We start from the raw sequence: 15,660 nt of genomic DNA on the forward strand, positions 1-15,660 counted from the left end.
ACAGCAAGAGAAAGTGCTCCCTTTTTGCTGAAAATATGGACGTTTCACAAGAGATTGGGAGGAAAATACGGTTTTTCTAGCGAATCCTTTTTATACATCAAACTAAGGACAACCCTAAAAAAATTAAAGGAGGGTCGGACGACGATGGAACAAAAAATGAAAGATTCGAATCAGCTGTACTCGAATATTGATTTACATGCCGTTCTTTCTTCTAATGGCCGCTTTCTCTACATTTCTTCCAATTGTAAGCAGCTTTTGCTCTATGAACAAAAGGATTTACTAGGGTGTTTTTTGAAAGACTTTGTTCATACCGAAGATCAATTTCTCGTCGAAAGTTATTTCTATAATCAGCACATGCTAGAGATTTGCCACTTTAGACTGCTTAGAAGTGATCTTACAGCTGTATGGGTAGAAGCAAGCATTGATTTTGTTGCTTGTGATGGGTTAGACAACGAATTAAGTAGAGAAATGATCCTGAAAATGAGGGTAATGAATACAGAGCCTCAAAAAGCAGCATTTCAACCAACAGAAGTGTCAGAACAGTCGTTAGGCAGTCTACCGGCTTTCCAAGATGTCAGTGAAGCTGAAAAGCTGATTGCCATGCTGCCAAATCCGTTATGTATTACGGCGCTTGGGAAAATTGTGTATGCCAACGATGCGATGCTGCAATTAATGGGTGTATGTACAAAAGATGAAATGATCGGCAAGTCTGCGTTTGATTTTATTGCCGAGGAGTACCATGACATTGTGAGAAGCCGAATCAAAAGACTACAGCAAGGCCTTCCAGTCGGAATGATTGAACAAATATGGAAAAGGAAAGACGGGAGCATGATTCATATTGAAGTGAAGTCATCTCCGGCAATTTATCAAAATCAACGGGCAGAACTTTTACTATTAGTGGATATCTCTTCCCGTAAAAAATTTCAAACCGTTCTTCAGAAAAGCAGAGAGCGGTATCAGCTGCTTATCCAAAATTCTATTGATACCATTGCCGTCATCCACGATCATAAATGGGTATTTATGAATGAATCAGGTATTAAATTATTTGAAGCCGAACATTACGATAAATTAATCGGAAAAGATATCTTTCATCAAATCCATTCATGTGATCAGCAAAAAGTCAAAAAGAGCATATCACGTATTATCGAAAGAGCATCAGATTCTGAGATTGTGACGATGAGCTGCCATACGTTTAAACACCGGTTGATTTATACAGAAATGGTGTGTATCCCTACCACATTTTTTGGTGAAACAGCCGTTCAAATTATTTTAAGAGATATATCTGAACGAAAACAAACAGAAGAACTCATGTTGCGCTCTGAAAAATTATCAATCGCAGGTCAATTGGCAGCAGGCATTGCACATGAAATAAGGAATCCACTGACGGCGATTAAGGGCTTTTTACAGCTCATTAAACCAAAAACAAAAGACCGTGATCAATATTTTGAAATTGTCTTCTCTGAGCTGAGCCGGATTGAAATCATCTTAAGTGAGCTACTAATGCTTGCGAAGCCGCAGCAAACGGCATCCATGCAGACGCTTGATTTGAAAAAAATCATTAGCGAAGTCACCGCTCTGTTAGAGACACAGGCCAACTTAAATGGAATTTTGATGAACACAAGTGATATCGAGGAGGATCTTCTGATGAATGGGGATCAAAACCAGCTGAAGCAGGTGTTTATCAATTTAATCAAAAATGCCGTCGAATCCATGCCGGACGGAGGGAAGGTAGACATTACCGCCAAAGCCGAAAAAGAAGGAATACTTGTCACGATTAGAGATGAAGGAATTGGTATTCCTGAATCGGTCATGAAGCGGATCGGCGAACCTTTTTTAACAACAAAAGAAAAGGGAACAGGACTTGGGCTCATGGTGACATTTAATATTTTAGAAAATCACAACGGAACCATCCGGGTAGATAGCCACCCAGAGAAAGGGACTGTGTTTCACATCATGTTTCCCGCAAAATAAAAACAACGGCAAGAGAGCCGTTGTTTCATCCGTCTATTGATTGTATGGAACGCTTTTCAAGAACAAATTGTTCGAGACGGTCAAGTCCTTCTTTTAACGTTTCAAGTGAATATGCATAGGAAAGACGCACATATCCTTCTCCGAGTGAAGAGAAAGCAGAACCAGGTACGACCGCAAGTCTTGTACTTTCTAACAACTCCATGCAAAAATCAAATGAACTCATCCCAAACGATTCAATGGAAGGGAAAATATAAAAAGCGCCGGAAGGCTTAATGACCGGAAGCCCCATAGAAATGAGCCGATCATATACATAGTCGAGTCTTTTCTTATATTGCTCTCTCATGATCAGTGCATCATCCACACCATTTGTCACTGCTTCAAGTGCCGCCTTTTGTGAGATAGCCGAGGCACAAGACACGTTATATTGATGTACTTTTAATACATGTTTAGCAATAGGAGCGGAAGCAAATAAAAAGCCGATTCTCCATCCGGTCATGCTATGAGATTTTGACAGTCCATTGATGACAATCGTCTGTTCCTTTAAGAAAGAAGCAATGGAATGATGCGGACGATCAAATGTCAGCTCACTATAAATTTCATCAGATAGAATAAAAATATCCTTTCCTTCAAGAAGCTGTGCAATTTCTTTCAATTCTTCTTCTAATAGCGTGACCCCAGTTGGATTTGAAGGGTATGGAAGGACAACACACTTTGTCTTTTCCGTTAATGCATCTTCAATCAGCTTGGCGTTTAATTTAAAACCGGCATTTGTTGTGTCGATATGCACAGGCACCGCACCGCACATCCGAATGATCGGTTCATAGCCAGGGTACACAGGGCCGGGCAGGATGACCTCATCGCCTTCAGTCAAAATGGTTCGAAACGCAGCATCAATTGCTTGACTAGCACCTGTTGTCACAATGATTTCTGTCTCTGCATCATAATCAAGATGGACTTTCTTTTTGATGTACTGCTGGATCGCTTGTCTTAGCTCTAAAAATCCAGCATTATGAGTATACGAGGTGAAATTCTCGTCAATGGCTGTTTTGGCAGCTGTTTTGACATGATGCGGCGTATAAAAATCGGGCTGACCTATGGTCAATGAAACGACATCCTCATATGAAGATACGAGATTTGAAAATGTTCGAATGCCTGAAATTTCAATATCCTTTACTCTTGGATTCAGCAAATGCTCCATTTCTCATCACCTTAAAAATTTATGTTTTTATCCTATTTTACCATTCACTGCATAAATGTCACCTGCGGAAAGGCTTCGGATATCGTTATATGTAGTCTATTCTCCTATCCATCACAGCATGAGTGATATATGAAGAAAGAGCAACATTTATTATAGCGTAACCTGCTCGGAAAATACAGCTCTGCTTAAGATGATTAGAATAAGGCAAAACGGTATAAACTGAAAGAACGAGAGAATCAAGTCATGGGAATTGCTTTCACAGGCATACGATCTCCTGAAGGAGGACGATAATAGATGGATCAATCAGCAAAGACATCGAAAATAGCCTTTTTATCCGTCATGAGTAATACGTTTGTTGTGGTCCTTAAAATCATTGTAGGGGTGTTAACTGGATCTGTTGCGGTTTTATCAGAAGCCATTCACTCTTTTCTCGATTTAATGGCCTCTTTTATTGCATTTATCTCTGTTCGTATTTCAAGAAAGCCGGCAGATTCAAAACATCCTTATGGACATGGGAAAGTTGAGAATATTTCTGGAACGATTGAAACTTTGTTGATTTTTGTTGCTGGGATTTGGATCATTTATGAATGTGTTCATAAATTAATGCATCCAGAGCCTGTTAAACTGCCGGTACTTGGTATTGTGGTCATGCTGATCGGGGCACTTATCAATTTTGTTGTGTCGAGAGTTGTGAACAAAGAGGCAGAGCGAGTACATTCTGTTGCCATGAAATCGAATGCACTGCATCTTTTAACAGATGTGTTTACGTCACTAGGGGTCGCCATTAGTTTATTGCTTGTTGCATTAACGGACTGGTATTTCCTCGATCCGATTATTGGAATGGTGCTAGCGCTCTATATTATGCGTGAAGCGTTTAAACTCATGAAGGAAGCCTTCCCGCCGCTTGTCGACGCCCGGTTAACTCCGGAAGAAGAACAAGCGATAGAGGGCATCATTCAAACATTCAGTCAAGAATTCATTGAATATCATGACTTTCGAACAAGACGATCCGGTGCTGAAGAATATATTGATTTTCATTTGATTGTTCATGGAAAAACAACCATTGAAGATGTTCACCAATTATGTGATCGAATTGAAGAGAACATTCAGCAGGCGTTTCCGCATGCACAAATCTTTATTCATGTAGAACCTGAAAGTGAAAGAAGCACACAAACGTAAAAAGGCGATACCACCTCTTTGAAGGTTGTATCGCCTTTTTTTACGCTTCATCTATGAAATGAAATCAATATCCATAAGCAGTATCGTAATCTTCATACCAAGAGATATAAGCAGCATCTTCATTAGATAAACCATGTTTCATATCTAAAAAATCAGCTTCGCAAATATCTTCAATCACAGTCATTTCGTTGTTCTTTAATAGTACGACAGTTCCCATCATGAACACCTTTCTTTAAAAAATCCTTGACTATTGTATCATGTGAAATGTGATTGTCAACAGAAGAATCGAAATGAGACAAAAATATCACAAAATGTTAAAAAATCAGGCGTTGAAAGAACTAGATGTGCCATAATTTTCGTGAATTTTCAGTATTTATTCACATAAATCATCATTACAAAATGATCTAAAATTCATGTAAAAATGAAAAGCTCCATTGATCTTGCGATATTCATAAGATATAATAACGAATGATTATAAGAAATTTATAGAAAACATACATAATAAAGGAGAAATAGGATGGAAACAAACATGTCAGAAGCACCTATTCAAGAAGAAAAACATCCTGAACTAGCTGGAGTAGGTTATCGTTTTCTTGCTCATCTTTTAGACGGTGTCATTATTAGTGTACCATTCTCATTCATTGTATTTATTCTCGCAACACTCTTTTTTGTCTCAAGCCCTGAGGCGGCATTTTTAATGTATGATGATAGCTATTACTATTCTTCAACGGTGATCACGGATGAAGAATGGGCAGTCATAATGGGCTTTATCTTTTTCTATGGCGTAACGATTTTAGTCGGTATCGCGGTGACTTGGCTGTATTATGCGATCATGGAATCATCAAAGCTGCAAGGAACTCTTGGCAAAATGGCTCTTGGAATCAAAGTGACAAAAGTAACGGGTGGAAAAATAACATTCGGGCGCGCGACAGGTCGCTTTTTTGCAAAAGGCTTTTTGTCTCCAATCTTATGTATTGGCTACATCATTGCGTTTTTCACAGAAAAAAAACAAGCACTTCACGATTTGATTGCAAGTACCATTGTCGTAAAGAAATAATGAAAAGAAGCACCTCTGCTAAATAGTAAGGGGTGCTTTTTGTATAGATTGCTTGTATGGAAGAGGGAAACGTCACATAAAGTAGAATGATAGTGAAAATAAAGCAGAGAAGGGAGTCAATCTATTGAAAAGAGGGAAAATGATCGTTCAGAAAAAAGGGGCAAGCTTCGGGCTCTTTTTCACCGCACCTGTTTTGGCCTGGGCATTGTATGATTTTGCAAATACGATATTTTCATCGAATATGATCACCATTTTCTTCCCATTTTACTTGCAGGAGACGATAGGCGACAGTGCGAGGATGGATCAAATAGCCAGTACATTTATTTCTTATGCGAACGCATTTGCAAGCTTTTTCCTCGTCATTTTTACGCCTTTATACGGTGTGCTGATTGATCGTACAGGGAAAAAGAAGCGGTATATCACGGTGTTTACCCTGATTTGTATTGCCTGTACCTTTATGATGGGGATCTTTGCTGGGATTGATTTCTCAAGCGAATGGTTTGGTCTTCCTGTTTCCTTATTGGTGGTGGTTACCTTGTTCGTCATCGCCAAATTTTTCTATCACTCTAGTCTTGTTTTTTATGACACCATTTTGCCCGATCTTGGGACAAAGGATGAAATCCCCCTCATTTCTGGATTCGGTATTGCTGTCGGCTATTTAGGTACACTTGTCGGCCTTTCTGTTTATTTACTTGTAGGAAATGACCAGTTTCATGAAGCATTTATTCCGACAGCCCTTTTATTCTTTCTCTTTTTTCTTCCCTTTCTCTTTATTATAAAAGATCCTCAACCTCTCCCGCAGCAAGAGAAAAAGGCGTCTTTTTTCAGCGGGTATAAAGAGATTATTCGTACGTTTAAAGAGATGAAGCAGTACAAACCGGCCTTTATTTTTATGATCGCTTTCTTTTTTATGAATGATGCGTTGCAGACAGCGATTGCGATGATGGCGGTTTATGCGAAAATTATCATTGGCTTTACGGCAGGTCAATTTATTTTGCTTTATCTTGTGTCCACGATTTCAAGTATCATTGGCTCGTTTCTATTCGGATATGTCACAAAGGCCATCGGGGCAAAGCGCTCGATTACAGTCGTGTATGTCATTTTAATTGTGGCGCTCATTCTAGCTGTGACAGCGACAACTGAATGGGTCTTCTGGGTAGCAGGCAGTCTATTCGGAATTTCACTTGGCGCAAGCTGGGGATCATCACGAATCCTCATTATTGAGCTGACGCCTAAAGAAAAACGAGGGCAATTTTTTGGTCTCTTTGCGTTTTCGGGAAAGGTGTCTTCAATTGTTGGTCCCATCATTTATGGCTCCGTCACACTGCTATTTGCAGCACATGGGAATCTCGCAAGCCGTCTTGCATTAGGGTCTTTGCTCATCCTTGCAGCCATAGGACTTGTGATTCATCAATTCGTGCGAGAGAAAGCGTAAAGAAACGTCAACTTTTTACCCATGCTGCCGATATAAAAAGTACAATCTTATATTGAAGAATAGAGGGATTTCCGTGGCTTTAAACAAACAAGAAATTTTACTTGACTCTGGTACTAATGAATTGGAAATTGTGAAGTTTGAAATTGGTTCAAATCAATTCGGCATTAACGTCATGAAAGTAAGAGAAATTATTCAGCCAGTTGAGGTGACAGTTATACCGCACTCTCACCAAGATGTAGAAGGGATGATTAGTTTACGAGGCGAGATTTTACCAGTCATCAATCTATTTTCCTTTTTTAATGTCGAGTCAGATCAGTCAGAACAAGAGAAATACATTGTGACTGAATTCAACCAACGGAAATTTGTGTTCCATACAGGAACGGTATCACAAATTCACCGCGTCAGCTGGGAAGAGATTGAAAAACCAACTGCACTCAATCAAGGAATGGACCGTCATTTAACAGGGATCATCAAGCTTGACGAGAAAATGATTTTCCTTCCAGATTACGAAAAAATCATTTATGATATTGAATCCGCATCTGGCGTAGACACATATCATATGTTTGACGGTGAGAAAGACGAGAGAAGAACAGGGAAGAAGCTGTATGTTGTTGAAGATTCTCCGCTTCTCATGCGCTTATTAACAAATGAATTAACCGAGGCAGGCTATAAAAACATTGTAACCTTTGAAGATGGGAAACAAGCATATGACCATGTCATGGATCTCGTCAGTAAAGGCATTAGTGTGACAGAAGAAATTGATATGATTATTACAGATATAGAAATGCCAAAAATGGATGGACATCGATTAACAAAGCTGCTGAAGGACAATCCTTTAACACAGTCCATTCCAATTCTCATTTTCTCTTCATTAATTACGGACGATCTGCGTCATAAAGGGGAAACCATCGGTGCAGATGATCAAATTAGTAAACCAGAAATTCATCAGCTGATTGAAAAAGTAGATCATTTTATTATCTAAAGAAAAAAACCACTCGCTTTGAGTGGTTTTTCAGCGTGTAGACAAACCCTCGCATTCTTTGTCAGTCCTGCGCTCTGGTGCTCACGAATGCCAAATTCGCTCCGCACAAGTAGCTGTCCTTCCTAGACTGCAAAGGTTTTCTATCACTCTGAAAAGAAGACAAAGAGCTAAAATAAACAACATTTTAGCCCTTTGTCCATAATATGAAAAACCACTCGCTTTGAGTGGTTTTTTCTGTTTAAAAATAACTTTCCCCGAGCCGTTTGAAGACGGGTTTTGTATAATGTGATTTTTGTTTTGTGGCGGCAGGTTTTTCTTTTAAACCGACATACGTTTGAAGTATTTGTTTTGCTCGATTTAATGACATATTCGCTTTCGGATTGCGATATGATTGATTTAAATTTCCTAAGTGTGGCAAAAATTCGAAGTCTTCTTTAGTTGGTGGCAGATGAAAATAATAATCTCCGATTTCAATCAGCACGTCGGACTGTTGTTGACTATATCTGGGATTGTTAGAGAAATGTAGGCCCACTTTTCTTCCTTTACCTTCTTGCAATAGTTTTTGCAGCGCACGTTTTTTCAAAAGATAAAGAAACTTGGGATTTGGTGCGGTTTTAGCATGGCGGTTAACAGTATAAATGGCTTTTGCGATGTTTTCTGCTGTAGGTTCTATGTCTTTAGTATGAGCATAATCGTCCATTTTTTCTCTCCTTTGTCTTTCGTCTTCCTGTGCTTAGTATAAATTATACGTTTTTATTAGTAAATTGCAAATATACTTATTGTAAAAAGAAAACCTTTGGTATAAAGGGATTAGAGGGGATTAAAAATTGATTGTTTTAGAATCCCCCCCAAAATATCCCCCAAATTATAAATTCATAGCCTCTTCAAAAACTTCAACTGACTCTATTTCTAATTCTTCAAAAGTATGGCTATAGATATCATTAATCATTTGAGGGCTGTTCCCAAGACGATCAGCTATTACTTTGACTGGAATTCTTTTGCTTATAAGTATAGTCGCATGAGTATGCCTTAAACCATGAACAGTTATTTTTTTTAGTTTTTGATTATCAGCGACAGTATTTACAGCATAATTAAGTGAGTTAGGTGATATAGGTTTTCCACTTGTTCGACTGATTAATATGAAATCTTCTTCTTTTAGAGGTTGACCAAAGGAAAGCTTTAATTCTTTACACCATTTTTGATATAATTTTAATTGGTTTATTACTTTCCCCCCGACTTTTATAGTGCGGTAACTATTATTAGTTTTTGGGGGGCGTAAACCATCATAATCACGGGTTTTGTTTATTGTGATTCTGAATTTGTTAAAATCAATGTCTTTCCATGTTAGACCTAACGCTTCACCCTTACGCATACCTGTACTTGCAAGTATGAGAAGTGCAGTATAATGTGAAATACTTTTAAGCGCTTGAGCGCCTTCCAGAAAAATGCTTAATTGTTCAGCAGTATAAAAATTATCGACAATCAGAGTGCTTGGATTGTCTTTTCTTATTTTCACCTTTTTAAAGCGGTTTTTCTTTATTATTTCGTTTTCGACAGCAGCATTAATTCCGATTTTGAAGATTGTATGGTACGCATGAACCGTACTGGGAGTTAATTTGTCTAATAACTTATTTATAAACTTCTTCTTATATGTTGCTGCGTCTAGGTTATTGATCTTTATATTTCCCAACAAAGGTTTTATGTGGTTCTCTATCGTGAAAACCCTCGCTTTGATAGTAGGAGTTTTCCATTGATCTCGGTTTGTCTCCATCCAAATATCAAACCACTTAGAAATAGTTAAATTTGTACTTTCTATTTCTTTAATCTCTCCATCTAATATAGAAGATTTCACCTTTAAAAGCATTCTATAGGCTTCGCTTTCACTTTTGAAACCTTGTTTTGAAGCTTCACGACGCTTACCAAATTCATCATAATAACGGTATCGATAACACCACCGTTTTTCATTTTTAGCATTAAAATAATAAAACAAATGATCATCTTTATTGCTTTTTTCCATCTTCATTGTATCAGCCCTTTCCACGTGGACAGACGCATTAAAAGGGGCGTTTATTTAGGCATCACCTCCTCAAAATTTTCAATGACTCCTAAAGGCTCGAAACAAATAGTATGCTTTCCCACTTGTTTATATAAGCCATATTTCTCCTTATATCTTTTTAGAGCATCTTCAAGGAATTGTTCAGTTACATTCAAGTATTCAGCTAATTCAAAACGATTTCTTATCCCTTCTTTTTGTGCATCAATTAATCTTTCCAGGGGGAACAACAACTTATATCCCCATTCACGTGCACGCAATTCCTGCTTCCTGTTTTTAAGTTTAGTTTGATCGAGTATGTTTCCGTAAGTAGTAAAGTGATGACCAAGTTCTTCAGCAAGGGTACATGTTTTCTCAACACTAGATAATGTTTGATTGATCCATATCACATTATCACCGTATAAGCCTTTAGTTTTGAGTGATAATACTTTTTCGTAAACGTCGATTCCGCTTGCTGTCGCACTTTGTAATAAAGAATGGTAGTCCAATGATGCTGCACCTCAATTTTGTTCTCTCTTAGATTTAATAAATTGGAGAAATTTTTCTATTTCTTCTAATTCTTCGGTTGTCCATTCTTCGCCATCATGGTGCGCTGCGACGGTTTCAATAGGAGACTCAACCCTTCCTAAAAGATAGTCAATTGAGACATCAAAATAATCAGCGACTTTTTTCACCTTATCAACGCCGGGTGTTTTATCATCCCATCTTCTAATTGTTCCGTTTGATAAGTTAGTTCTTCTTTCTAATTCTGCTAAAGTTATTTTACGTTCATTAGCTAACTTTTTTATTTTCTCAACTATTGTCATATCAACCATCCTTAGGTTAGCTTATGACTGGAATAAACTTTATGCTAATTTGTGTTTGACAAATAGCATATAGTCTATTAAACTGTGTTCATAAGCTATTTATTCAGCTATCGAGACACGACAAACTATAGCCTAAAACCACGTTCCCCAACGCAAAAGGCTAAATTTGTATGCTTATTTCGCTATGCCTAGATATTAGCATATATCCTAATCCTGGTCAACGAAAAGCTGAATAATTAGCACAAAAAAACATTGAAAGAAGGTTTTAATGATGCAAGCCGACTTCGGAAAGAAAATTAAAACGTGGCTAATCATGAACGACATGCAGCAAAAAGAATTAGCCAAACAATTAAATATCTCAAACGCATACCTATCTGACATTTTATTAGGAAAGCGTCAAGGTAAGAAAGTGAGAGAAAAAATCGTTCAAATTGTAGAGAAGAAAGGAGCGTCTTGGCTTGGCGATAGTTAATTTTGATGTGGATGTTAATCAAGATGAAATTCGCAATTATATTTATCAGCAACTAGAAGCAGCACTTGAAGAAGTTTTGTTCACTTGGGACATAGAACAAATGGCAAAAAGAACTTGCATGAGTAAAAGCTTTTTAGAGAATGAATTTTTACATGATCCAAGAATGAAACTTCTTGAGAGACGCAAGGAAAGAGGGAAGCGGTTTTGGTTCTATGAAGAATCAAAAGAAGTCATGAAACAAATTATGGATGAATGGTAAATAAAAGCGTGGACAGACGCAATTTAAGGAATTTTTAAATCCGCTGCAACTCGTATTAGTGAAAGGTCACTCTTTCTTATAGAGGGGTGAACTTTGAATAAATTGATCAATAACATTATTCGATAGGAGGAAATGAAAATGGACAAAAATACAAAAAATCCATATGCGCCTGGTCCGGTGAAGGTATGGAAAATGACTAAAGAAGAACTCGAAGCGTATATAGAGAAGCATCCTATTATCTATCGGGAGGAATTAAAACCGTCACCAACCTTTCGTACGGGTAATTGGGGGGCTGAAAAACTATGAGTCTACCAAAACATATCGAGTTATTGCATACCGTCAAAGCCTGTAAAAATCAAACCATGCAAATTGAGGATGCAGCGACTCATCTAAAAGTACCCGGTTTTGTCATTCCTATGTTAGTCAAAAAAAATGATGACTTGAGCATTCAAGGGAATCTGATTCTAGCAAAAAAGGAGTCAACGGGACAAGCTGTTTTCATGATTTTAACATTCATTAGCATCATCATTATTGCCGGTTTTTTCGGGGAATAAGGAGTCATGCCGCTCATGATTTTCATCACATTAAATAGATTTATAGGAGGTACAAGCATGACTAATAAAATCGTTTGTCCAAGCTGCAAGAGTGAAACGGGCTTTTTTACAAAAGAAAGGGTCACGGGTTCAGCTACCGTCTATTACAATTCCAATGGAGATTTGGAAGAAGATCAGCACGCAATGTATGATTCGTTATTACATTATGGAGGTTCAAAAGCGTATTGCAGAGCTTGCGAACATTACATAGGGCGTACTGATGCATTGTGGAGCGGCGATAGAGTGGGAAAATAAAAAACTGATCCGCTCGGGATCAGTCAAGCTTCTTACTTGTACATTATAGGGTCATGCAAGTAAGGAAGGTACGGGAAGTTTAGGAGCTTTCCCATATTGATTCGACTTTAACATGATTAACAAAAATATACAATAATCAAATTTGAGATAAAAAGGGGATTTTTCAAATGAAATTAATGGGTACACCTGCAACTGTTTCTAAAGTTAGAGCGAAGTTACAGCATATCGGACGTCAAGAAGATAAAGAGGCTCAATTCTATGATGCGGGCATGGTATCAGTCTTGAAATTTGTTGCCGCTAAAACCCTTTACGATCCACAAGGGGCGCTTAATGCTGACATTGAATGGTCTGAATCTACAGTACAGGCGCAAGAAAATGTAGATGACTTGTACGAGAAATTAGAAGGGCTTTTATCACATTCTAAAAATATATTAAAAGACTTTGATTCAGCACATGCAGCAAAGGCAGGTCTTGAAGTTGAGGATGCTTTTGTGACTGGATTCGTGGCAGGTTTCCGCTATTTGATGAATGAAGCAGCGTACAGCAAGAACGTCAATTTTCTAAAGTAAGGTGATTGTAATGATTGGTTGGATTAAGCTTCATCGGAGCATACAAGATCATTGGATATATCAAGAAAAAAGGAAATTTTCTAAATATGAAGCTTGGCTCGATTTACTTATGAAAGCCAGTCATAAAGATAATAAATTCGTGTTAGGAAATGACCTTCATGAATTGAAGAAGGGCGAGCTAGTGACTTCAATTCGTAAACTTGGTGATCATTGGTCTTGGTCAAATACGAAGGTTTCCCAGTTTCTCGACCTGTTAAAAAGCGACGGGATGATTGACTATAAAAAAGACACAAAAAAGACGCTTATAACCATTGTTAATTATGGGGTTTACCATGATTCAGAAAATGAAAAAAAGACACAAAAAGAACACGAAAAAGACACGAAGCGAACACAAAAACACACAATCAAGAATGAAAAGAATGTAAAGAATGAAAAGAATATAAATAATTCTCGTCACAAGTACGAACCTTGTGACATGGAGAATGCCAATTTGCTTTATCAAAGAATCCTTGAAAATAATTCGCAAGCTAAAAAACCGAACCTGGAAAAATGGGCGAGTGATTTTAGGTTAATTAGGCAGATCGACAAGCGGACGGATGCACAGGTAAAGTATTTGATTAACTGGACACAAAAAGATAATTTTTGGAAATCAAACATATTGAGTCCTGCTAGTCTTAGAAAGCAGTTTGATAAATTGACCGTAAGAATTAAAAGCGAAAGAGAAGCAGCAAAGAGAAAAGCGGCTGTGAATGAAAAGGAGTTTGATTTGACTGATGACTAAAGCTGAAACACTAGAGTTACTTAAACTAATCAAGACATATTATGAGCATTTTGAATTTGATCAAACAAAGCTAGACGCATGGGCTAGAATCTTAAAGCCCGAGAATTACGAGAAGATCGAAAATAATTTGATAGATTACGTTAAATACAATCAGTTCCCGCCAAAAGTGGCTGATCTAATCAAAGTAAAAGAAGCAAGGAAAGACCGGTCCGCTGCCATACCGAACGTCGAGGAAACTCAAAACTATCTTTCTGAACTGGACAAGGCTGAACCAACCCAAGAAGAACTAGAACAGATCGAGCAGCATAAAGCAGAGATACGAAAGGTGCTTGGGATAGGTGATCCGTCATGACAGGAGCGGTATTTTATTTCAACGACGAAGCAGAACAGCAATATCTAGGCGCAATCTTACAAGAGCCGGACTTGATTAAATATTCACAACTCAAGCCAATTCATTTCTACCGACAGCAAAATCAATCCATTTACAAAGCCTTTCAAGAGCTTGATAAAAAAGGCGATCCTATTGACATAGTGTCAGTTATTGAGCATGTGGGACGAGAAAATCTAAAAGGGATTGGTGGAAGAAAATACTTAACTGAATTGTTGAACGCCTCAATCACTACAGCAAAACAAGCATTCTATGAAAATCTAATTATTGATTATTGGAAAAAACGAGAGATTGCGAAAGTTGGTGTCAAACTTAAAGAATCTTCCAACAGCGACGATACGAGCCAAACCATACAAGAGGGTATAAGCTCTCTCATGAGTTTAGAGGATGCGACAGGCACGGACGACGACGGGTCTATCAATAATGACCTAGTTGAAATCTATCAAGAGTTAGAAACGCCTAAAGGTGATGTAACTGGTATGCCTAGCGGTTTTACTGAATTGGACCGAATGACGTCGGGTTTTCAGCGGCAAGAATTTATAATCGTCGCCGCTCGTCCATCCGTAGGAAAAACCGCCTTTTGTTTGAATGTAGCAAGCAATTTCATGGAAAACCCGCTTAATTTAGGTAAAGGCGGAGCGGTTGGCATCTTTTCACTTGAAATGTCACGTAAGCAATTAATAAAACGGATGCAATCAAGTATCGGTAACATTAACGCTCAATCCATCCGCACGAGTAATTTAAACGCTGATGAGTGGGGCAGATTAAGCAAAGTGAACGGGGTTTTAGATTGTGCCGCTCTTAGAATATTTGATCAACCAGGCATGACGATAAATGACATTTGGGCAAAGGCTCGCAAGATGAAACGGGAATTTGAAGGCAAGGACATGATGATCATTATTGACTATCTGCAATTGATCGTCGGCAATCCAGTCCATAGAGGAAACAGACAAGCAGAAATCGGAGAAATAAGCCGTATGCTCAAGCAAATGGCAAGGGAATTAGACATTGCTGTCATTGCATTGAGTCAGCTTTCACGTGGAGTTGAACAACGCCAGGAGAAGCGCCCTATGATGTCAGACATTAGAGAATCGGGGCAGATCGAGCAAGACGCTGATGTTATCGCATTTCTCTATCGTGATGACTATTACGACAAAGAAACAGAGAATAAGAACATTATTGAAATCATTATTGCTAAACAGCGTAACGGTCCAGTCGGTACGGTTTCACTAGCGTTCGTTAAAGAATATAACAAATTCGTTAACCTGGAATATAGGGAATCGGCATGACGGTCAAAGATTGGTATAAAGAGGCGATAAAGCTCAATCAGTACGCCTTGATATTGCTGATCGAATTTCTTGTTTACGAAAAGGCAGTGATAAAAATGACGGATCAAGAAGAAAAACTTTTCTTTTACTTACAACCGAAATTTCATTCGAGAATGAATGATCATTTGAAGCACTATCATACAAAAATTCAATTGGAGGAATCGGGCATATGAGCAACGGAAAAGAGCGGTTAACAGAAGATCAAAGACAATTTTTAATTGAATGGTTAACAGTTATCGGGCGAGGGTATTCACGGGAATTTTACGAGAAAATGAATGACCAGGAACTAGAAAAACAATATTTGCTTAACGTTCCCCAAGAAATTTGATTAAAC

General features: G+C 38.1%; 22 protein-coding genes. 16 read left to right on the top strand and 6 right to left on the bottom strand.

Annotated elements, in window-relative coordinates; translation table 11 throughout:
- Positions 1–144 precede the first annotated feature (144 nt).
- A complete protein-coding gene (locus NST73_RS06785; protein WP_144678870.1) occupies positions 145–1,971 on the top strand; it encodes a PAS domain-containing sensor histidine kinase in 1,827 nt (608 codons plus the stop codon).
- Positions 1,972–1,996: 25 nt separating this feature from the next.
- On the opposite strand, the gene NST73_RS06790 is transcribed toward NST73_RS06785, so the two are convergent.
- The gene (locus tag NST73_RS06790) at positions 1,997–3,169 is read right to left on the bottom strand and encodes an aminotransferase A (protein WP_007498694.1); all 1,173 of its coding nucleotides are present in this window, start codon (positions 3,167–3,169) and stop codon (positions 1,997–1,999) included.
- Positions 3,170–3,463: 294 nt separating this feature from the next.
- Between NST73_RS06790 and NST73_RS06795 the strand changes: the two genes are divergently transcribed.
- Positions 3,464–4,348, top strand: coding sequence for a cation diffusion facilitator family transporter (locus tag NST73_RS06795; protein WP_039169114.1), 885 nt, complete (start codon positions 3,464–3,466; stop codon positions 4,346–4,348).
- Between the two features lie 64 nt (positions 4,349–4,412).
- Here the strand turns inward: NST73_RS06795 and NST73_RS06800 are convergent, their stop codons facing one another.
- Entirely contained in the window at positions 4,413–4,565 is a 153-nt protein-coding gene (locus tag NST73_RS06800) for a hypothetical protein (protein ID WP_017367142.1), read from the bottom strand.
- A 300-nt stretch (positions 4,566–4,865) separates the two neighbouring features.
- Here NST73_RS06800 and NST73_RS06805 point away from each other — a divergent pair, with 300 nt between their 5' ends.
- The 3 genes from NST73_RS06805 to NST73_RS06815 all read left to right on the top strand — a co-directional run bounded on the left by NST73_RS06805 (position 4,866) and on the right by NST73_RS06815 (position 7,822).
- A complete protein-coding gene (locus NST73_RS06805; protein WP_045035146.1) occupies positions 4,866–5,405 on the top strand; it encodes an RDD family protein in 540 nt (179 codons plus the stop codon).
- Between the two features lie 124 nt (positions 5,406–5,529).
- Positions 5,530–6,840, top strand: a complete 1,311-nt coding sequence (locus tag NST73_RS06810) for an MFS transporter (protein ID WP_144678869.1) — start codon at positions 5,530–5,532, stop codon at positions 6,838–6,840.
- A 73-nt stretch (positions 6,841–6,913) separates the two neighbouring features.
- Entirely contained in the window at positions 6,914–7,822 is a 909-nt protein-coding gene (locus NST73_RS06815; protein ID WP_024719666.1) for a chemotaxis protein, read from the top strand.
- A gap of 238 nt (positions 7,823–8,060) precedes the next feature.
- Here NST73_RS06815 and NST73_RS06820 read toward each other — a convergent pair whose 3' ends face one another.
- From NST73_RS06820 to NST73_RS06835, 4 genes are all read right to left on the bottom strand, one after another.
- Positions 8,061–8,522 carry a YkyB family protein gene (locus tag NST73_RS06820; protein ID WP_007498684.1) on the bottom strand — a complete coding sequence of 154 codons (462 nt, stop codon included), beginning with the start codon at positions 8,520–8,522 and terminating at the stop codon, positions 8,061–8,063.
- 165 nt (positions 8,523–8,687) lie between these two features.
- A complete protein-coding gene (locus NST73_RS06825; protein WP_243173004.1) occupies positions 8,688–9,845 on the bottom strand; it encodes a tyrosine-type recombinase/integrase in 1,158 nt (385 codons plus the stop codon).
- Between the two features lie 44 nt (positions 9,846–9,889).
- Positions 9,890–10,363, bottom strand: coding sequence for an ImmA/IrrE family metallo-endopeptidase (locus NST73_RS06830; protein ID WP_342499479.1), 474 nt, complete (start codon positions 10,361–10,363; stop codon positions 9,890–9,892).
- Between the two features lie 12 nt (positions 10,364–10,375).
- On the bottom strand, positions 10,376–10,681 hold the full coding sequence (locus NST73_RS06835) for a helix-turn-helix transcriptional regulator (RefSeq protein ID WP_106032416.1): 306 nt from the start codon (positions 10,679–10,681) through the stop codon (positions 10,376–10,378).
- A gap of 271 nt (positions 10,682–10,952) precedes the next feature.
- Here NST73_RS06835 and NST73_RS06840 point away from each other — a divergent pair, with 271 nt between their 5' ends.
- From NST73_RS06840 to NST73_RS06890, 11 genes are all read left to right on the top strand, one after another.
- Entirely contained in the window at positions 10,953–11,153 is a 201-nt protein-coding gene (locus NST73_RS06840) for a helix-turn-helix domain-containing protein (protein WP_243173037.1), read from the top strand.
- Positions 11,140–11,412, top strand: coding sequence for a hypothetical protein (locus tag NST73_RS06845; RefSeq protein ID WP_243173006.1), 273 nt, complete (start codon positions 11,140–11,142; stop codon positions 11,410–11,412). The genes NST73_RS06840 and NST73_RS06845 overlap by 14 nt, the downstream gene beginning before the upstream one ends.
- 138 nt (positions 11,413–11,550) lie before the next feature.
- Positions 11,551–11,718, top strand: a complete 168-nt coding sequence (locus NST73_RS06850; protein WP_326378895.1) for a hypothetical protein — start codon at positions 11,551–11,553, stop codon at positions 11,716–11,718.
- On the top strand, positions 11,715–11,966 hold the full coding sequence (locus NST73_RS06855; protein WP_243173008.1) for a hypothetical protein: 252 nt from the start codon (positions 11,715–11,717) through the stop codon (positions 11,964–11,966). The genes NST73_RS06850 and NST73_RS06855 overlap by 4 nt, the downstream gene beginning before the upstream one ends.
- 57 nt (positions 11,967–12,023) lie before the next feature.
- Positions 12,024–12,260, top strand: coding sequence for a hypothetical protein (locus tag NST73_RS06860; protein ID WP_326378897.1), 237 nt, complete (start codon positions 12,024–12,026; stop codon positions 12,258–12,260).
- A 167-nt stretch (positions 12,261–12,427) separates the two neighbouring features.
- Complete coding sequence (locus NST73_RS06865) at positions 12,428–12,829, top strand: hypothetical protein (protein WP_326378899.1); 402 nt, start codon at positions 12,428–12,430, stop codon at positions 12,827–12,829.
- 10 nt (positions 12,830–12,839) lie between these two features.
- Entirely contained in the window at positions 12,840–13,610 is a 771-nt protein-coding gene (locus tag NST73_RS06870) for a Replication protein O (RefSeq protein ID WP_326378901.1), read from the top strand.
- Positions 13,603–13,962: a replicative helicase loader/inhibitor gene (locus tag NST73_RS06875; RefSeq protein ID WP_326378903.1), complete on the top strand. Its 360-nt coding sequence runs from the start codon at positions 13,603–13,605 to the stop codon at positions 13,960–13,962. Before NST73_RS06870 ends, NST73_RS06875 begins: the two co-directional genes overlap by 8 nt.
- Entirely contained in the window at positions 13,959–15,287 is a 1,329-nt protein-coding gene (gene dnaB / locus NST73_RS06880; RefSeq protein WP_326378904.1) for a replicative DNA helicase, read from the top strand. Before NST73_RS06875 ends, dnaB begins: the two co-directional genes overlap by 4 nt.
- Positions 15,284–15,499 carry a hypothetical protein gene (locus NST73_RS06885; protein ID WP_144531709.1) on the top strand — a complete coding sequence of 72 codons (216 nt, stop codon included), beginning with the start codon at positions 15,284–15,286 and terminating at the stop codon, positions 15,497–15,499. Before dnaB ends, NST73_RS06885 begins: the two co-directional genes overlap by 4 nt.
- The gene (locus NST73_RS06890; protein ID WP_216099811.1) at positions 15,496–15,654 is read left to right on the top strand and encodes a BH0509 family protein; all 159 of its coding nucleotides are present in this window, start codon (positions 15,496–15,498) and stop codon (positions 15,652–15,654) included. The genes NST73_RS06885 and NST73_RS06890 overlap by 4 nt, the downstream gene beginning before the upstream one ends.
- Positions 15,655–15,660 lie beyond the last annotated feature (6 nt).

The sequence above is a fragment of the Bacillus sp. FSL W7-1034 genome, assembly GCF_038593365.1.
Taxonomy (GTDB): domain Bacteria; phylum Bacillota; class Bacilli; order Bacillales; family Bacillaceae; genus Bacillus; species Bacillus altitudinis.

Excerpts from the sequence above, each read along its gene's own strand:
- NST73_RS06850 (WP_326378895.1), top strand. The coding sequence starts at position 11,551 with ATGGACAAAAATACAAAAAATCCATATGCGCCTGGTCCGGTGAAGGTA.
- NST73_RS06885 (WP_144531709.1), top strand. The coding sequence starts at position 15,284 with ATGACGGTCAAAGATTGGTATAAAGAGGCGATAAAGCTCAATCAGTAC.
- NST73_RS06855 (WP_243173008.1), top strand. The coding sequence starts at position 11,715 with ATGAGTCTACCAAAACATATCGAGTTATTGCATACCGTCAAAGCCTGT.
- NST73_RS06805 (WP_045035146.1), top strand. The coding sequence starts at position 4,866 with ATGGAAACAAACATGTCAGAAGCACCTATTCAAGAAGAAAAACATCCT.
- NST73_RS06800 (WP_017367142.1), bottom strand. The coding sequence starts at position 4,565 with ATGGGAACTGTCGTACTATTAAAGAACAACGAAATGACTGTGATTGAA.
- NST73_RS06820 (WP_007498684.1), bottom strand. The coding sequence starts at position 8,522 with ATGGACGATTATGCTCATACTAAAGACATAGAACCTACAGCAGAAAAC.
- NST73_RS06785 (WP_144678870.1), top strand. The coding sequence starts at position 145 with ATGGAACAAAAAATGAAAGATTCGAATCAGCTGTACTCGAATATTGAT.
- NST73_RS06840 (WP_243173037.1), top strand. The coding sequence starts at position 10,953 with ATGCAAGCCGACTTCGGAAAGAAAATTAAAACGTGGCTAATCATGAAC.
- NST73_RS06875 (WP_326378903.1), top strand. The coding sequence starts at position 13,603 with ATGACTAAAGCTGAAACACTAGAGTTACTTAAACTAATCAAGACATAT.
- NST73_RS06790 (WP_007498694.1), bottom strand. The coding sequence starts at position 3,169 with ATGGAGCATTTGCTGAATCCAAGAGTAAAGGATATTGAAATTTCAGGC.
- dnaB (WP_326378904.1), top strand. The coding sequence starts at position 13,959 with ATGACAGGAGCGGTATTTTATTTCAACGACGAAGCAGAACAGCAATAT.
- NST73_RS06860 (WP_326378897.1), top strand. The coding sequence starts at position 12,024 with ATGACTAATAAAATCGTTTGTCCAAGCTGCAAGAGTGAAACGGGCTTT.
- NST73_RS06825 (WP_243173004.1), bottom strand. The coding sequence starts at position 9,845 with ATGAAGATGGAAAAAAGCAATAAAGATGATCATTTGTTTTATTATTTT.
- NST73_RS06835 (WP_106032416.1), bottom strand. The coding sequence starts at position 10,681 with ATGACAATAGTTGAGAAAATAAAAAAGTTAGCTAATGAACGTAAAATA.
- NST73_RS06865 (WP_326378899.1), top strand. The coding sequence starts at position 12,428 with ATGAAATTAATGGGTACACCTGCAACTGTTTCTAAAGTTAGAGCGAAG.
- NST73_RS06890 (WP_216099811.1), top strand. The coding sequence starts at position 15,496 with ATGAGCAACGGAAAAGAGCGGTTAACAGAAGATCAAAGACAATTTTTA.
- NST73_RS06870 (WP_326378901.1), top strand. The coding sequence starts at position 12,840 with ATGATTGGTTGGATTAAGCTTCATCGGAGCATACAAGATCATTGGATA.
- NST73_RS06795 (WP_039169114.1), top strand. The coding sequence starts at position 3,464 with ATGGATCAATCAGCAAAGACATCGAAAATAGCCTTTTTATCCGTCATG.